Source organism: Mammaliicoccus sp. D-M19 (assembly GCF_022386695.1).
Taxonomy (GTDB): domain Bacteria; phylum Bacillota; class Bacilli; order Staphylococcales; family Staphylococcaceae; genus Mammaliicoccus; species Mammaliicoccus sciuri.
In genome coordinates, this window is record NZ_JAJNHW010000001.1 from 349,079 (window position 1) to 366,454 (window position 17,376).

17 protein-coding genes and 1 pseudogene are annotated in these 17,376 nt (G+C 31.9%); 7 read left to right on the top strand and 11 right to left on the bottom strand.

From position 1 onward, the window contains the following. Positions 1-51 precede the first annotated feature (51 nt). From LQ675_RS01835 to LQ675_RS01865, 7 genes are all read right to left on the bottom strand, one after another. Entirely contained in the window at positions 52-1,386 is a 1,335-nt protein-coding gene (locus LQ675_RS01835; protein WP_048542173.1) for a GntT/GntP/DsdX family permease, read from the bottom strand. Positions 1,387-1,438: 52 nt separating this feature from the next. Further along, positions 1,439-2,164, bottom strand: coding sequence for a GntR family transcriptional regulator (locus LQ675_RS01840; RefSeq protein ID WP_048542172.1), 726 nt, complete (start codon positions 2,162-2,164; stop codon positions 1,439-1,441). A gap of 6 nt (positions 2,165-2,170) precedes the next feature. Further along, complete coding sequence (locus LQ675_RS01845; RefSeq protein ID WP_048542171.1) at positions 2,171-3,187, bottom strand: sugar kinase; 1,017 nt, start codon at positions 3,185-3,187, stop codon at positions 2,171-2,173. Then, on the bottom strand, positions 3,180-3,932 hold the full coding sequence (gene dagF / locus LQ675_RS01850) for a 2-dehydro-3-deoxy-phosphogluconate aldolase (protein WP_376700366.1): 753 nt from the start codon (positions 3,930-3,932) through the stop codon (positions 3,180-3,182). The genes LQ675_RS01845 and dagF overlap by 8 nt, the downstream gene beginning before the upstream one ends. Continuing rightward, positions 3,929-5,035 (bottom strand): DgaE family pyridoxal phosphate-dependent ammonia lyase, encoded by a 1,107-nt coding sequence (locus LQ675_RS01855; RefSeq protein WP_048542166.1) that lies wholly within the window; start codon positions 5,033-5,035, stop codon positions 3,929-3,931. Before LQ675_RS01855 ends, dagF begins: the two co-directional genes overlap by 4 nt. Further along, entirely contained in the window at positions 5,013-6,080 is a 1,068-nt protein-coding gene (locus LQ675_RS01860; protein ID WP_239732942.1) for an amidohydrolase/deacetylase family metallohydrolase, read from the bottom strand. The genes LQ675_RS01855 and LQ675_RS01860 overlap by 23 nt, the downstream gene beginning before the upstream one ends. A gap of 170 nt (positions 6,081-6,250) precedes the next feature. Next, entirely contained in the window at positions 6,251-7,408 is a 1,158-nt protein-coding gene (locus LQ675_RS01865) for a globin domain-containing protein (RefSeq protein WP_239726711.1), read from the bottom strand. Positions 7,409-7,595: 187 nt separating this feature from the next. Between LQ675_RS01865 and LQ675_RS01870 the strand changes: the two genes are divergently transcribed. From LQ675_RS01870 to qoxD, 7 genes and pseudogenes are all read left to right on the top strand, one after another. Next, positions 7,596-8,024, top strand: a complete 429-nt coding sequence (locus LQ675_RS01870) for an RrF2 family transcriptional regulator (protein ID WP_048542161.1) — start codon at positions 7,596-7,598, stop codon at positions 8,022-8,024. 131 nt (positions 8,025-8,155) lie between these two features. Beyond that, positions 8,156-8,467: pseudogene (locus LQ675_RS01875) on the top strand (immunoglobulin-like domain-containing protein); the annotation flags it as partial. Further along, positions 8,459-9,052 (top strand): immunoglobulin-like domain-containing protein, encoded by a 594-nt coding sequence (locus LQ675_RS01880; RefSeq protein WP_241893168.1) that lies wholly within the window; start codon positions 8,459-8,461, stop codon positions 9,050-9,052. The pseudogene LQ675_RS01875 and the gene LQ675_RS01880, both read left to right, overlap by 9 nt. 372 nt (positions 9,053-9,424) lie before the next feature. Then, positions 9,425-10,528, top strand: a complete 1,104-nt coding sequence (gene qoxA / locus LQ675_RS01885) for a cytochrome aa3 quinol oxidase subunit II (protein WP_048542159.1) — start codon at positions 9,425-9,427, stop codon at positions 10,526-10,528. Next, positions 10,528-12,522 carry a cytochrome aa3 quinol oxidase subunit I gene (gene qoxB, locus LQ675_RS01890; RefSeq protein WP_048542158.1) on the top strand — a complete coding sequence of 665 codons (1,995 nt, stop codon included), beginning with the start codon at positions 10,528-10,530 and terminating at the stop codon, positions 12,520-12,522. The genes qoxA and qoxB overlap by 1 nt, the downstream gene beginning before the upstream one ends. After that, the gene (gene qoxC, locus LQ675_RS01895) at positions 12,515-13,123 is read left to right on the top strand and encodes a cytochrome aa3 quinol oxidase subunit III (RefSeq protein WP_048542156.1); all 609 of its coding nucleotides are present in this window, start codon (positions 12,515-12,517) and stop codon (positions 13,121-13,123) included. Before qoxB ends, qoxC begins: the two co-directional genes overlap by 8 nt. Then, on the top strand, positions 13,120-13,413 hold the full coding sequence (qoxD, locus tag LQ675_RS01900) for a cytochrome aa3 quinol oxidase subunit IV (protein WP_025905215.1): 294 nt from the start codon (positions 13,120-13,122) through the stop codon (positions 13,411-13,413). Before qoxC ends, qoxD begins: the two co-directional genes overlap by 4 nt. 615 nt (positions 13,414-14,028) lie before the next feature. Here qoxD and LQ675_RS01905 read toward each other — a convergent pair. From LQ675_RS01905 to LQ675_RS01920, 4 genes are all read right to left on the bottom strand, one after another. Further along, positions 14,029-14,784, bottom strand: a complete 756-nt coding sequence (locus LQ675_RS01905) for a nucleoside phosphorylase (protein ID WP_048542153.1) — start codon at positions 14,782-14,784, stop codon at positions 14,029-14,031. Positions 14,785-14,797: 13 nt separating this feature from the next. Continuing rightward, a complete protein-coding gene (locus LQ675_RS01910) occupies positions 14,798-15,559 on the bottom strand; it encodes an alpha/beta fold hydrolase (RefSeq protein ID WP_048542150.1) in 762 nt (253 codons plus the stop codon). 56 nt (positions 15,560-15,615) lie between these two features. Continuing rightward, on the bottom strand, positions 15,616-15,897 hold the full coding sequence (locus tag LQ675_RS01915; protein ID WP_048542148.1) for a hypothetical protein: 282 nt from the start codon (positions 15,895-15,897) through the stop codon (positions 15,616-15,618). 145 nt (positions 15,898-16,042) lie between these two features. Further along, entirely contained in the window at positions 16,043-17,368 is a 1,326-nt protein-coding gene (locus tag LQ675_RS01920) for a glycosyltransferase (protein ID WP_048542146.1), read from the bottom strand. Between the last annotated feature and the right edge of the window lie 8 nt (positions 17,369-17,376).

The following is a 17,376-nucleotide window of genomic DNA, read 5'->3' on the forward strand; positions in this document are numbered from 1 at the left end:
TTTTATCCCTAACAACACAATCTTAGCATCTACTTTTTCCGATTAAAATACTCATATGATACTATTTAGTGCGAAAGCTATTAAGAAGGCAACTACGGATAACATCGTTTCCATTACGGTCCATGTCTTGAAAGTTTCTTTCACATTAAGTCCTAAATATTCTTTTACCATCCAAAAGCCTGCATCGTTAACATGCGATAACATTAATGATCCTGCACCTGTTGCAATTACTAACAGCTCTAAATTTACTCCTGATAAATTTTGAATAATTGGCGAAACTATGCCAGCTGCTGTCGTTAATGCAACGGTTGCTGAACCTGTTGCAACCCTAATTAAACCTGCAACTAAAAATGCTAATAGTAATGGAGAAAGTGATAGATTTTCTGTCATTTGAGCAATCGTTTCTCCTACACCAGTTTCAATAAGAATTTCTTTAAATCCTCCGCCTGCTCCTATTATTAGAATGATTGAACCTATTGGTAAAATACAGTCTTCTACTAATCTTTTGATTGTATTTCTATTCATACCTTGCTTAAATCCTAATAAATAGAAAGCTACAAAGCATGAAATTAACAATGCAATGACAGGGCTACCAACAAATAATAAGGTGTTTCTTAATAAGCTTGGTAAACTACCTAAATATGGTGTGATGATTGATAATAGCATTAGCAATACTGGTAGTACGATGATAAAGAATGATACAGGTACACTTGGTAAACTCGTCGTTTCATTATTGACTTTTAAAATGTTTGGTGAATTTTCAGGAGTTAATCTCTTGCTTATAAATTTACCAAATATTGGTCCAGCTATAATTGCAGTTGGTAAAGCAATAATGAGTGCATACAATAATACTTTTCCTAAATCTGCATCATAAATTCCAATAGCTGTCATGGCACCTGGATGTGGTGGTACAATACCATGAACGATTGATAATCCGGCTAATAAAGGAATAGCAATCAATAATATATTTGTTTTTGTCGTCTTGTGAATAGATATGACTAACGGTAATAAAATAACAATTCCAACTTCAAAAAATACGGGTATCCCAATAATAAAACCAGACAACATCATCGCCCATGGTAATTTCTTAGGTCCCAATACTTTTATAAGATAATCTGAAATTTGCATCCCTGCACCTGAATCTGACATTAATTTACCTAAAATTGTCCCTAATGCTAGAATACCAACTAAATGACCAAGGACATCACCCACTCCTGATTCATAAGCAGTAACAATTTTTTCTGGGGACAAGCCTGCCATTATTGCTAAGAATAATCCAGCAACAGTTAAGCTAATAAAAGCATGCCATTTCCATAAAGCAACTCCTAAAATAACAATTACAATTGACAGTAGCGTAATGATTAATAAATATATATTTGAATCCATTATTTTCCCCCTATAATGTTAGCGCTACCATTAAATCACAAAAGTTAAAGCATCAATTGTTTAAGCTGATGCTATACTTTTTCAAATCACTATTATAGTAACCAATACTATATTCAACTGTTTCACTGTTTTTATTAAAAGATTGACGTTCTCTAACAAGTAGTGATACAGATGGATCAAGTTCTAAATATTCCGAAGCCGTAATATCTTTTTTCACTGAAAATGAATCTTCAGTATTGATAATTTCTATATTCGCTTCTTCTATTATTTTATATATAGACAAATCATTATTTTGTTTTTGCTTTTCATATTCATTCAAACTATGAAGTGGATATGGTAAATAATGATTGAATAATATATATGGTCTATTATTTAATAAGTAAACTCTTGTAATTTTGTAGGCATTTTCGCCAAACATGTTATATAATTCACTATTTTTTAAATTGGATACGACAGCGATATCTTTAATAACTTTTTTAATTTCGTTACCTTCTTCAACCAATTTTTCTGTAAAGTTTTTATTTTTTGTAACTTTATTAAATGGTTTATGACTAATAACGCGCGTACCTTTACCGCTTTTCTTTTCTAAATAACCTAATGCAACTAATTCTTTGATTGCTGCCCTTACCGTAACTTTGCTCACATTAAATTCTTTTTCAAAATCTGTTTCAGTAGGGATATTATTTCCAACAGTATAAATACCATGAATAATTCTATCTTCAATTATTTGCTTAATTTGTAAATATAATGGTCCTTTTTCTGATGATAGTACCGTCATAAATGATTACCTCTCAATATCGTTAATTTCGTTTTTCATGACTTTTATTATATCATCTACATTATATAAAGGGGTATCCCCTGATATTGTATGTGCTAGAGCACAAGAAGCTGCTGAAAAATCTACTACATCCTGTGGGCTCATGTTAGTTAATTCGGCATGAATAAGCCCACTTGTATATGCATCACCAGTTCCAATTCTATCTAATATTGTGACTTCATAATTTTTTGAATAAAACATTTGATTATTTTTAAATAAATATCCCTTGATGGTATTATGATTGCTACTATTAACGATTCTGTTTGTACCTGCAATAATAGGTATATGATATTTCTCTGATACTTTAGGTAATATATCCTCTAGTTGTTCTGCTTTTATTTCTTTATCTGTCGTCATACCTAATGTATTAATTGCATCTTTTTCATTCATGAGAACGATATCCGCTTCATGTAAAATCGACTCATAATATGGTTTAGCTTTTTCATTTCCACCTTCACCCCAAAGAGATGGTCTAAAATTACAATCAAAAACGATTTGTATATTGTGTTCTCGAGCAACTTTTACGATCTCAAGAATGTTCTGTCGCATCATTTCGTTCATTGCTAATGAGATGCCACAAATATGAAGAACATCTATATTTTTAACAATTTCTTCTAAGGGATAGTCTGAAATATATACTGTATTGAAACTACTTTCAGTTCTATTTGTATATGTCACACTACTTGAACGATTACCGAATCCTTCTTCTAAAAAGTACATTCCAAGATTTTGATTTCTTTTTAATATGAATTGACTATCTATTCCAAGTCTTCTAATCGCACTAATCGCAGCTGTCCCAACTGAATTATCGGGAACAGCACTTATTAAGTTCGTTTCATATCCAAATTGCGCCATTAAACCTGTAACATTTACACCTGTTCCAGTAAAACTGTAATTTAATCTATCAGCTTGTCTTAATAGAAGATGGTCCGGGACTGTTAACCGCATCATGATTTCACCATACGCAGCAATTTTTTTATTCATAAGAATCAACTTTTTCTTTAATTTTATGATTTAACCATTCAACATCTTCTATTTTGGTCATACCTGTTTCTTTATCAATAATTGATGAATAAACATGTGGGATGATTTTAGGTACATTATTTTTTAAAGCGATATCTAAAATTTCTTCAAAGTTTTCTAATGTGATGCCACCAGTTGGCTCGAGTCCAAATTGTTCTTCACCACACGCTTTTGCAACAACTTTATACTCTTCAATTGTTTGCAATCCATTCATAGGGAAAAATTTAATAGATGATCCTCCCATATCTTTTATTAAATTAATTGCTGCTTTAATTGAAATGACAGCTTGTTCTTCACCTGCACCACTAATTGGACCAGTAGATATATTTACATATCCAGGTTTGCCAGAAGGAGATACCAATGAATTCACCCATGTTGTATTACCAGAATTAGCAAATGTTTGGCCAACACTTGTAAATACTTGATTGATATGTGATCCTTGGTAATGTTTCGCAATTTCAGAAACGACTTTTGCTTGTTTGTTATCACCTGCGCCCAATCCAATAGAAATAGCATCTTCTACATTGCTTCCAAAGTCTTTCATTACATTAACAGCATCATTTACATTATCAAAGTCTTTTGATAATACACCGATTACAACATTTCCTTCTGCCGTTTTATATATTTCTTCTATATTCTCTTTTCCTTTAGCCAAGACGTTTAAAGAAACGCGATTTTTATAAAATCTATCTAGTATTTTCATTATATTTCCCCTTCCAAAATTTGTACCATTGTATTGTAAATCGTATCTATTTCATTTTCTTTTAATGGTCTTGGATCTATATCAAAATGACCTTGTTTTACACCATAATCTCTTGTATAAATTGCAGTTTCAGCATTTTTTAATTTATTCACAACTTCTTCAGCAGTTAAATTAATCATTGAATCGTCTACTTTTATGCGACTTCTATAAATTTCTCTACCCGCTTCATCTTGTACAATACTGACGTTAATACCATCATATTGATTTAAAGCATCTAATTTTGTTAACGTTTCTTTCTCTTCTTTTGAATGATCAACTTTTTCATAGTATTCATCTATCGCTTGTAACAAGCCAAATACAGATTCTTTACCAACTTTCATACTTCTGCCAATAAAATGTAACTGTACTTTTACAAAATTAATCCATTCTTTTTTACCTGCAACGATTCCCGTTGTTGGTCCTTGTATCGCCTTTGACCCACTGTAAATTGCTAAATCAGAATGTTGAATGTATTTTTCCAAATCTTCTTCTGCAGCTGCATCGACAATTAATGGAATATTATTTCTTTGTGCAACTTCATATATTTCTTCAACTGATGCCATATTTTTTTGTACTGCATGATGAGATTTAACAAATAATATCGCTGCAGTATTTTGATTAATGGCTGACTCTATATGCTCTTCTTTTCCTTCGTTTGCATAACCAACCTCTACTAAAGCCCCACCTCCTAAATAAACCATCGTTTCTATTGGTGCTCCGTATTGAACATTATGTCCTTTAAATAAGATGATTTCATTTTGCTCAATACTTTGATTATGCAGGCGTTGACTTTTTCTTTTGTCTCCTTTTGTTACAACAGAAGCAACAGATAACGCTATTCCACTGGAGGCTGAATTTACGACAACAGCATCTTCTGCCTTTATTTTTTGTGCAATGTACTGTCCAGATTTGTCTACTAGATCAGCTATTTCAACATAATTCTGTCCACCATATTTCATAGCATCCATGACCGTATCTGTTGGTGATGAAACACCTAATATGCTCATTCTTCCACTAGCATTAATGACTTGTTTTAATCCGTATTTATAATTTAATGAACGCTCCATTTGCTAATACGCCTCTTTCTTTAATGAGTTTTGTACCTTTTAATATTTTTCTATCTGAATCGATTAAATCTACTTTTTTATCCATCACATCAAATATTGTCAAATTAGCAACTTGACCCTCAGTGAAGTCTGATAAATATGGTTTATTTATGATATGTGCTGGATTAATAGTTACTGCATTTATAACTTCTTCTAATGAATAACCTAAATTAATAAACTTTGATAAAACATTAGATAAACTAAATACAGGTCCTTCTAGTCTGTTCTTCTTATAAATATCAGAACTTATCGTATTAAAATGAATGTCGTGCTTTTGAGCTAATTTTGCAACTTCAAATGAGAAACTTGCATTACCATGACCGACATCTAAAGTCACGCCTCTAGAAATTGCATCTTTTAAAACATTTAAAGGATTGCCATTATTGTCAAAAAGATTATTTTCTTTACCATTCAAAAAGTGTGTAATAATATCGCCTTTCCTAAGTAAAGGTATAACATCTTCAATTTTAGGAGGTGCAGATCCTATATGCGTCATAATCGGCAATTTCAAATCATTACCAATTTCAACTGCTTTCTGTAATGGTGTAATGCCATTACCTTTTACAACACTATTGCTAATTCTAGCTTTCAATCCAATAATCATGTCTTTGTACTTATGAACTGCATCATGACATGCTTCAACATTAATCCAATCTAAATTAGATAACTCATCTATTCTTTCCAAACCAATTCTTGAAATATTTAAAAATGAAAATACATTCGTCTTACTCGATTGAGCTCTGTAATATAGTTCATCTATTCTATTTGCACCACAGCTTCCTGCATCAACAATTGTCGTCACACCTTGTTTAATACCGATGTCGTCGATATTGTCACCATAAGGAGAAAAATCCGAAAAACCATGTACATGCAAATCAATCCATCCTGAAGAAATAAATGAATGCTCACCATTAAACAACAATTCGCCATCAATAGAATTTGGTGTAGCAATTTTCTTTATAATCCCTTGTTCAATTAAAATATCTACTTTCTTACCATCAACCATTTCGATATTTTGTATAACACCTGTACTTTTCAAAATGATCACCTCTTTGAAAAACATTATAACATTATAATGTTTTATAACGCAAACATTATAATGTTATAATTTTTATACATAAAAAAACACCATTCCATTATGCTGATCATAATGGAATGGTGTTTTAAATACTTAAATTATACGTTTGTAATACTCATTTTTGGACCAAATGGTTCGAAGTGAACATCTGCTTGGCCAATATTTAATTTTTCTAGCTCATCAAATATTGTATCCATAAATGTGATACCACCACATAAATAGATGTCGACGTCTTCATTAATCCAATTGCTTAATTCATTACTTGTTAAATATCCATCTTTTTCTTTTAAATGATAAGTAACTTCTACATTTTCGTTCATTGCGTTTAATGCATCTACTTCTTCTTTAAATGGTACGTCTTTTTCTGCTTCATTTACATGTACGAAATGAACATTTCTACCTTTATATGCTTCATCTTCTAACATAGCAAACATTGGTGTAACACCTGCTCCGGAAGATAATAGTAATAATTTTTTATCTTTTTCTGATTCTACTTTGAAATCACCTGCTGGAGCTGAAAGTTCAATAGTATCTCCAATTGAATATTTATCATGTAAATCATGAGAGACTAGACCTTTTTTCTCGCCTTCTCCTTCACGTTTAACAGCAAATCTTATTTTACCGTCATTTTTTACAGAGTAAATTGAGTAATGTCTTAATGCTAAATTATCATCGTTAGTTGGTTTAATACGTACAGTGATATATTGACCTGCAACAAGTTCAGGAACTTTAATGTTATCTACTGGTTCAACTTCGAATGATTTCATTGAAGTACCTTGGTCTTCAATATTTGTAATTTTAAATGATTTAAAGTCATCCCAAGCTGCTGCTTCGTACATTGATTTTTCCATTTGAATAAATACGCCTGCGATTTCACCATATGCTTCTTCCCAAGCATTCATAATATCATCTGTAGCTGCATCGCCTAGAACTTCTTTAATTGCTTTTAATAGGAATTCACCAACAATTGGATAATGTTCTTCTTTAACTTGTAATGCACGGTGTTTATGTGCAATTTGATTTACGTTAGGAACGATTGCTTCTAAATGATCGATATGTTTAGCTGCTGCTAAAACTGTTTGTGCTAAAGCTATTTGTTGTTTACCTTGTTTTTGGTTAGATTTATTAAATATGTTCAATAATTCTGGATGTGCTTCAAACATTCTTTGATAAAAGACTTTTGTAATTTCATTTCCGTATTGTTCTAATACTGGTACTGTTTGTTTTACGATTTCTTTAGTTTGTTCTGATAACATCAGAAGTCCCCCTCTAAAAGATATATTTTAAATACATGTTTAATTGTAAAAAATTTCACAATGTTTTTCAATACAGTTCCCAAAAAGTTTACAAAGTTGTCACTCTTTCAAAAATACATATATTGATTGATTGTTTTTTAACCCTCATATTAAGTATAATTAATATATTATAAGGAGGTTGAACTTTATGAAGCTCACCCAATACACAGATTATTCCTTACGTGTCCTCATGTATTTAGCCCAACAAAATAAACAATCTCAAATAGAAGAGATTTCAAACTTTTATGGCATATCAAAAAATCATTTAACGAAAGTCGTACATCAACTTGTTAAGTTAGGATATTTAAAATCTATAAGAGGAAGAAATGGTGGCATAATCCTCAATCAGTCCCCTAACGACATTAATATCGGTAAACTTGTTAGACAAACTGAAGATCATTTTGAATTAGTAGAATGCTTTAATATGGAAACAAACACGTGCCCAATAGCATTAAATTGTGGACTAAAAAGTGCACTCAATCATGCTTTAACTGAATACTTACGTACCCTTGATCAATATTATTTAAGTGATATCATCCCTAAAAACACCCTAAAAGACACTGTTTACACACTTTAAGCTAGGAAATCGGTCTAAAGGTCGATGTAAATGTGAAAATATTACGATAATATATCATTTAGTAAGGAAATGAAAAACGAGACATGTTATTCTTTCCTTATAGCTTACAACAAAGGAGTACATAAAAAATGATGAATAAAATATTACAATCTCTTACAGTACTTGGTGTTTCTGCTTCACTTGTGACACCTTCATTAACTGCGAGTGCTACAGGAAACAGCCTTCCACAAATTAAAGGTGTCGAAGGTGACGTTGTTGAAAAAGGTGCTGACTACGATTCATTAAAAGGTATAAAAGCATATGATAAAGAAGATGGAGACTTAACAGATAAGATTAAAGTAACTGGTGACGTTGATACTTCTAAATTAGGGAAATACAAAGTACAATATAAAGTTACAGATTCAGATGGCGCGTATAGAACGAAATGGCATTACGTGTATGTTGTCAAAGAAGGTTCATTAAATGGTTCTAAAGACAACGATACGAAAGATAAAGATGAATCTAAAGCTGAAGTAGCATCTAACAAAAAGACATCTACTAAAGATTTAGATGAAAATATGCCAATTATTACAGTGCCAACTAAAGATTTAGTTTATCAAGGTGACCACTTCGATCCGATGAAAGGTGTTAAAGCATCTGACAAAAAAGACGGAGACATCACTGATAAAGTAACTGTTAAAGGTGATATTGATACTTCTAAAACTGGTTTACAATATATCACTTATCACGTTAAAGATTCTGATGGCTACTACTACACATACAAAAGAGGCGTTTACGTAAATGATGCCGATTTAGCACCTAATCCTGAATTATCAGGTATTAAAGACATTACAATTAAAAAAGGTCAAGAATTTGACTTATTAAAAGATGTAAAAGCTAAAGACAAATCAGGTAAAGATTTAACTTCTGATATTGTTACAAGTGGTGAAGTAGATACAAATAAACCTGGTAAATATAAAGTTGGCTATGCCGTATCAGATACTGACGGTCATATCTCAGCTGAAGGAAGAACAATTACAGTAAAATAATCATAATTTAGCAAACCAAATGAATGATGTCATTTGGTTTGTTTTTTATTTATCAAAAGTGTAATTTTTAAATTTTCATTTCATTTAAGCACTCATTAAAGAACATTAAAAATATTTTAAACTATTCTTAATAACCTGAAAACTCAATGTTTTTATCAATTTAAAGATGTTTTTTCGTTTTTTTAAATATTTTTAAAATGTACACAAAAATTTAACAATTAGGAAAAAACCCGTCATATCAAAGTTAATTAAATACATTTTTATATTATAACGCTTACACCCTATTTTATAGCCTTGTAAATATGTTTAAATCCTTTAAAATTAAGGTCTAGCCATATATATAGGTATATAGAAAATTGGGAGGTAAAAAACGTGGCAAAGTTAAAGTCAATACTTCTCATGTCAACATTAGGTATTTTACTTAGTGGTTGTTCAAATTTAGAAGTATTAAACCCCAAAGGCCCTATGGCAGAAGATCAACATTTCTTAATTATCTTTTCAATTATTATGATGGTCTTAATAGTTGTAGTGGTCTCCGTTTTGTTTTTAATATTTATTATTAAATATAGAAAAACAAAAAATGAAACATCAGGTACGATGCATCACAACTTCGTCTTAGAAGCTGTATGGTTTATTATTCCAGTAATCATACTTGTGATACTAGCTATACCAACAATTAAATCTCTTTATTCTTATGAAGAAGCACCTAAGTCAGAAGAAGATCCAGTTGTTATTTATGCAACAAGTGCAGGCTTTAAGTGGTTCTTTAGTTATCCAGATGAGAAAGTCGAAACTGTCAATCATGTAACGATTCCAGAAGGTCGACCAGTTCTATTTAAATTACAATCTATGGATACAATGACAAGTTTCTGGGTACCTCAATTAGGTGGACAGAAGTACGCTATGACAAGCATGACAATGGACTGGACATTGCAAGCTAATGAAACAGGTACATTTAAAGGTAGAAACTCTAACTTTAATGGTGAAGGTTTCTCTAGACAAACATTTAATGTTAACGCTGTAAGCAATAAAGATTATGATAAATGGGTCTCTAAATCTCAAAAACGTAAAACTATTGATCAAGACACATTCGATCATCAAATTTTACCTACAACTAAGAATGAGGAACTTACTTTTAGTGGAACACATCTAGCATACGTAGATCCTGCTGCGGATCCTGAATATATTTTCCATGCTTATAAACGTTTCCGCTATGAACCAAAAGATCCAAACTTCTATGATGAAAGTGAAGGTGTAACAGAAAAACCAGTATTACCTGCACGCAAAGTGACTGTTACAAACCCTAACTATGACCGTCATGGAATGAAACCTATGATTCTTAAAAATAACGAAAAATATGACAGTGACTTCAAAAAAGAAGAAAAACATCATATGGATGAAATGGAAAAAATGCAAGAAGATGCAAAAACTGATGATGAAAAATCTTCAGATAAGAACCATGGAGGTGACAAGTAATGAATTTTCCATGGAATGAATTTATCGTTCAAAGTGACTGGATGATAACAATGGCGCAAGTATTGCTTGTATTAACAGGTATATGCGTTGTTGGTGGTCTAACATATTATAAAAAATGGAAATGGCTTTATACAGAGTGGTTAACTTCAGTTGACCATAAAAAAATCGGTGTAATGTATATTATATCTGCAATCATTATGTTCTTCCGTGGCGGTGTAGATGCACTTCTTATCCGTTTACAATTAATGACACCTGATAATACATTACTTAAATCTCAGCATTATAATGAAATCTTTACAACACATGGTGTAATCATGATTATATTCATGGCAATGCCGTTCTTAATCGGTTTAATGAACGTTGTTGTACCATTACAATTAGGTGCTCGAGATGTTGCATTCCCTATGTTAAATAACTTAAGTTTCTGGTTATTTGCTGCAGGAATGGGATTATTTAATATTTCATTCGTACTTGGTGGTGCGCCAGCTGCTGGTTGGACAAACTATGCGCCACTTGCAACTGACTTCAGTCCAGGTACAGGAATTAATTATTACTTAATTGCAATTCAAATCGCTGGTATTGGTACGTTAATGACAGGTATTAACTTCTTTGTTACGATCTTAAAATTACGTACTAAATCAATGAAATTTATGCAAATCCCAATGTTCTCAATGACAACATTAATTACATCATTATTAATCATCTTAGCCTTCCCTATTTTAACTGTCGCACTTGCTTTAATGACGTTCGATCGTTTAATGGGAACAAGCTTCTTTGAAGTTGCTAATGGTGGTATGCCAATGTTATGGGCTAACTTCTTCTGGGTATGGGGTCACCCTGAAGTTTATATTCTAGTATTACCGGCTTTCGGTATTTACTCAGAAATTATCCCTACTTTTGCTAGAAAAAGATTATTTGGACATCAAAGTATGGTCTGGGCGATCTGTGGTATTGCATTCTTAAGCTTTATCGTATGGGTTCACCATTTCTTCACTATGGGTAGTGGTGCATTAGTTAACTCATTCTTCTCAATATCTACAATGTTAATCGCCGTACCAACAGGTGTTAAAATATTCAACTGGCTATTAACTTTATATAAAGGTAGAATTTCATTTGAATCACCAATGTTATTCTCATTAGCCTTTATTCCAAACTTCACATTAGGTGGGGTTACAGGTGTTATGCTTGCTATGGCAGCAGCGGACTATCAATATCACAATACTTATTTCTTAGTGGCACACTTCCACTACGTTATCATCGCTGGTGTTGTATTCGCATGTTTCGCAGGTTTAATATTCTGGTATCCAAAAATGTTTGGTCACAAATTAAATGAAAAAATTAATCAATGGTTATTCTGGACATTTACTTTAGGATTCAACTTATGTTTCTTACCACAATTCCTATTAGGTTTAGATGGAATGCCACGTCGTTTATATAAATACACTCAAGCAGATGGATGGTTCTCATTAAACTTCATCTCTACAATCGGTGCATTCTTGATGGGTATTGGTTTCTTAGCTCTAGTATGGAACGTTGTATACAGCTTTGGTAAAGCGAAACGTGAAGCAAACGGTGACAACTGGAATGGATTAGGTAGAACATTAGAATGGGCTACTGCTTCAGCTATGCCACCACACTATAACTTCGCTATTACACCAAAATGGTATGATACTGAAACATTTGTAGAAATGAAACAAAATGGTAAACACTATTTAGATGATAGAGATTATAAAGATATTCATATGCCTAACAATACACATATCGGATTCTGGATGGCAGTATGTTTCTTATTCGGTGGATTCTTCCTAGTATTCGAAACATATATACCAGCAATTATCTTTGGTGTTGGCGTATTAGCATGTATGGTTTGGAGAAGTTTCGAAAAAGACTACGGCTACCATATTCATGCTGAAGAATTAGAAGAAAATGAAGCAAAATTACGCGAATTACGTGAACAAGAATTACAGGAAAAGGAGGACAATAAAGATGAGTAATGAACACCACAATACAATTGATACTGTTAATGAAACAGGCCAATTAAATAAACTCGGATTTTGGGTCTTTCTTACTGCTGAGGTTGCGTTATTCGGTACATTATTTGCAACATTCTTAGTATTACAGAAAAGTGGTTCATACGGTGGTTTCACTACACCAGAATTATTTGAATTACCGTTAGTTATGATTATGACATTCCTATTACTTGTAAGTAGTTACACTTGTGGTATCGGTGTTTACTACATGCGTAAAGAAAATGTCAAAATGATGATGGTATGGATGATTATCACACTTATCTTAGGTGCAGGATTCGTAGGATTTGAAGTTTACGAATTTACTCACTATGTACATGAAGGTGTTACACCTCAATTAGGATCATTCTGGTCTTCATTCTTTATACTATTAGGTACGCATGGTCTCCATGTTACTGTAGGTATATTCTGGATTTCAGGTGTATTAATCCAAATCCTTACACGTGGATTAAATGAACACAATGCACCTAAAGTATTTATCGGAAGTTTATACTGGCATTTCCTTGATGTTGTATGGATCTTTATCTTTACATTAGTTTATCTTGTAGGGATGGTGAGTGGATCATGAATAAAACAGTCGTTACACATACAGTCGGTTTAATATTCTCAATTGTACTAACATTAGTAGCTGTTTATGTCATGTTATACACTGGCATGTCACTGCAAGTAAGAACATCAATCATTATTGGATTTGCTTTCTTACAAGCATTAGTTCAATTACTAATGTTCATGCATTTAACAGAAGGACCAGATGGACGCGCAACTGCATTCAAAGTACTTTTCGCAGTAATTATTACTTTATTAGTAATAATCGGTACTTATTGGGTTATGGTTGGCGGACACAGCGCCCATATGTAAAACCTATATATTTAAAGCTGTTAATAAAGTCAGAGACTTTATTAACAGCTTTTTTATTTTGGATAGAATGAATTAATGGTATGGAGTGTGAATTAGTTGAGAGTTGGTTGGCTGGTTCGTTGGTTAGGGATTTTATTGAGGGGCTATGTTGCTTGTTTGGGTCGTCTTGCAATATTCGGTGGCTCTATGTTGCTAGTCGGGGCTGTTTTGCAATATTCAACGCTCCAATATTGCTAGTCACGCTCCACTTGCAATGTTCGATCTTCCTATTTATCTTGTTTGGTCTTTCTTGATAAATACAGGGTGCCTATTTATCTTGTTTCGCTTGTCTTGATAAATACAGAGCTCCTATTTATCTTGTTTCACTTGTCTTGATAAATACAAGCCCCCTATTTATCTTGTTTCACTTGTCTTGATAAATACAAGCCCCCTATTTATCTTGTTTCACCTGTCTTGATAAATATAAGCCTCCTATTTATCTTGTTTTGCCAGTCTTGATAAATACAACGCTTCTATTTATCTTGTTTCACCTATCTTGATAAATAAAATCCCCCCTTACTTAAAAATTTAAGTAAGGGGGGATTTAACCTAATTGCGCTAGTAATATTCCATATATTATAAGTTAAGTTCTTCTATAATATTCAAAGCAATATTAAATTTATCTATATTATGATTTGCTTCTTTTAACCCATCAACATTATATGTACCTTCAGAGAGTACATCACCAGTTACTAGAAAACTAAATAGTTCAAATCCATGAAAGTCACAAACTGCTTGTACTCCAGCAAGCTCCATATCTACTGCAATACATCCTTCTTTTTTCCTTTTATTATACTGTATGTTTGTTTCTCTAAGTACAGCATCAGTTGTCCAAACTTTACCTTCAATAAATGGTAATGCTAATTTATTAAATACTTCAGTTACTTTATTAGCATTCTTCACTTTAATATAGTCTGATGGAGGGGCGTAATGATATGACATTCCTTCATCTCTATAGCTATGTGTAGGTATGATAAATTTATTAAAAGTTCTTTCGTTATCAAGACTACCTGCTGATCCAAACATTACAAATTTTGTAGCACCAGTTACCCAATTACATATCATGCAATATTGAGAAGCAAGCGTTGAACCAATTGCAGATAGATAAAATGCTACTGCTTTACCTTTATAAATGAACTGATATATAGGAAATGCTCCATTAGAGGCATTGATTTCACCGATTTTTTCACATTTATTTTCTCTTAAAATAGCATCGTATATTTCTTTAGAATATGTAATTAAGCATACTTCAACTTTGAATTGTTGTTCACCATAGAAGTCACTCAAATTTACAATTGGTTTCCCTTGTATATCAAATGAATCGGTTATCATTTAATTACCTACCTCATACATTTATAGTACTTAGCCAACTTTTTATTTCTTTTCCTACTTTTACAGGGTTATCTATATAAATATCGTGGCCACTGTCAGAGATTGTTTTACAGTGTATATGTGAAGGTATATTCTTAATTTTCATGTCTAATATGAATTGTTCCTGTTCTTGTGGTAATAAAACCAATATATTTCTGTCTAGTAATTGATTGAAGGTCGGTAAGTTGATTTGTCTTCTTATTTTCAATAATTTTAGGATTGAATGTTCATTAATATTAAGTTCATAAACTTGTTTATTTAAATTGAAAGTCATCCTTGTAGTTGATGCTTCTAATAAATATTGATTCCATGTTTTATATGCATCTTTTTCTGATTCTATAAAGTCGTCCAAGTTCTTGAATTGAAAGTTTTCTAAATGATTTTTAGTATCTTTAATTTCAATCTCACTACTGTATTCTAGGTCTTCAAGATTAAATAATCCACCGTCTAATAATATAAGATTTTTAATTTGTGGAACCTTGATACTTATATATGATAATAAATCCGCCCCTAATGAATGCCCAACTATTGTCAGTTCTTCATTATCATAAATTTTTATCTCTGTTTTAAACCACTCTACTAATTCATTTAAATCATTAACGATAACATCTAGATTCAAACCATGACCCGGCAGATCAATTTGAACTAAATTCATATTATCTAATTGGTTATTTAAATCTTTCAAAAATAATCTATGACTGCCTAAACCAGAAAGAAATAATATTTGCTTTTCCATATAAGCTCCTTCATTAAAGATATATGTAGTTTTTTCCTTACTTACCTCAACCAACACTACAAGATCAGGTTTTCAAAGTTACGACTGACTTGGGATACTTTTTCTTGGTTTCCGACTTCTCTATAATATAGGATTGCTTTTTGGTACATTTCGATTGCTTTTTTCCTATTTTTTTGTGATACGTATAATTCAGCAAATTTGTTGAATCCGTCTCCCATAATTTCAAAGTCATATCTCACGACATTTGCTTCTAAATCTCTTAGTAACATCATTGCTTCTCGTTCATTACCTACTTCAATAAAATTGCTTACCCGCTCTATACTCTTTTTAATGTACATCTTAGAATTACTCCTTTTACCGTTACTATCTTAATTATATTATTGTAATCCCAATATTTACAAAACACAAGTTACTAAATATAAATGGTAACTACTTCAAACAACGTAAAAAGGTCTACGATGCCGTGGCATGGTAGACCGTTCTTTATTTTGTATGAACTTGAGTTATTGGATGCTCTATTGGAACAAATTGATTATAAACTTCGAGTAATTTTGATTTTTCATTATTCCAATTATAGATTTCTTTTGCTTGTTTAGTGTTTTCGCTTAATTGATTTCTTAAGCTTGTATCTTTTACAAGTTGATTCACAGCATTAGCTATTTCTGAAGCTTTATGTGAATCCACAACTAAACCGGTATTGGTTTCTTCTACTACTTTCTTAATTTCTGGAAAGTCACAACTAATAACAGGTACGTGAGCCATCATATATTCAAACAATTTATTTGAACTTGCTGAATAGTGATTGAAGCAAATGTTCTGCAACACTTGGAATCCAAGGTATGCTTCACGAGTATATGATGGTAATTCTTGAAATGGTACTTTATCTAAGAAATGAATTCTATCAGCTTGTTTGGAAGCTTCGGCTTGTTCTTTTAAAGTCTGTGTTAACTTGCCTCCTCCGATAAATAGTAAATGTCCTTCTTCAATTTCATCCATTGCTTCAATAAGTAATTCAAGACCTCTTCCTTGTTGGAGTCCGCCTTGATAAAGTAAAATTTTCTCATCTTCATTGATGCTTATTTTCTTATGTAAATTGATTTGTGGCTTTTCTTCAATATTGTATTTCTCTGAGTAGTTATACAATGTTTTTGGATAGAATCCATATATATCTTCATTGTATTTTGCTCTTGTATGATTTTCTACAATCATTTGATCTACAAATTTTAACATGAACGACTCAATACGCTTAATTGTCTTTGGATTGTAACCCGTTCTGTCTGATTGAACTTCATGGCTATCATAAATTAAAGGTTTTGGTTTTAAGCGTAATTTAGAACATACGATAGCTTGAGGTAATGTGTTTAAATCATTTGCATGATATATATCAGCATTTTGTATATAACCTTTTACAATCATTCTCGTAATAATTGCACCATTTATAAACCATTTTCTTATTTTTTTAAACTTTATCATACCTGCAGCAACCACGAGTGATAACAGATAAGCTGCCATTAATGTGAAACTTATATAGAAAAGACTTGGTATAATAACAATTTGGACACCAGCTACTACTAATAAGAATTTCTTGCCATGATCTTGATAAGCTTGCAATAACCATGGATATCTCTTCACTCTATGAACTTTAAATGTGTTAGATATTTCTTCATAAGCTGAAATAGCAGTATTTTTTGGGTCATTTATCGCAATTAAATTTACGTCATAACCATTATCCGCTAAAGTTGTACACTCTCTATTGACTCTTGCATCATTCGTAAAATGATTCCATACAAACATTGTGACCTTTTTCATTTGATAAC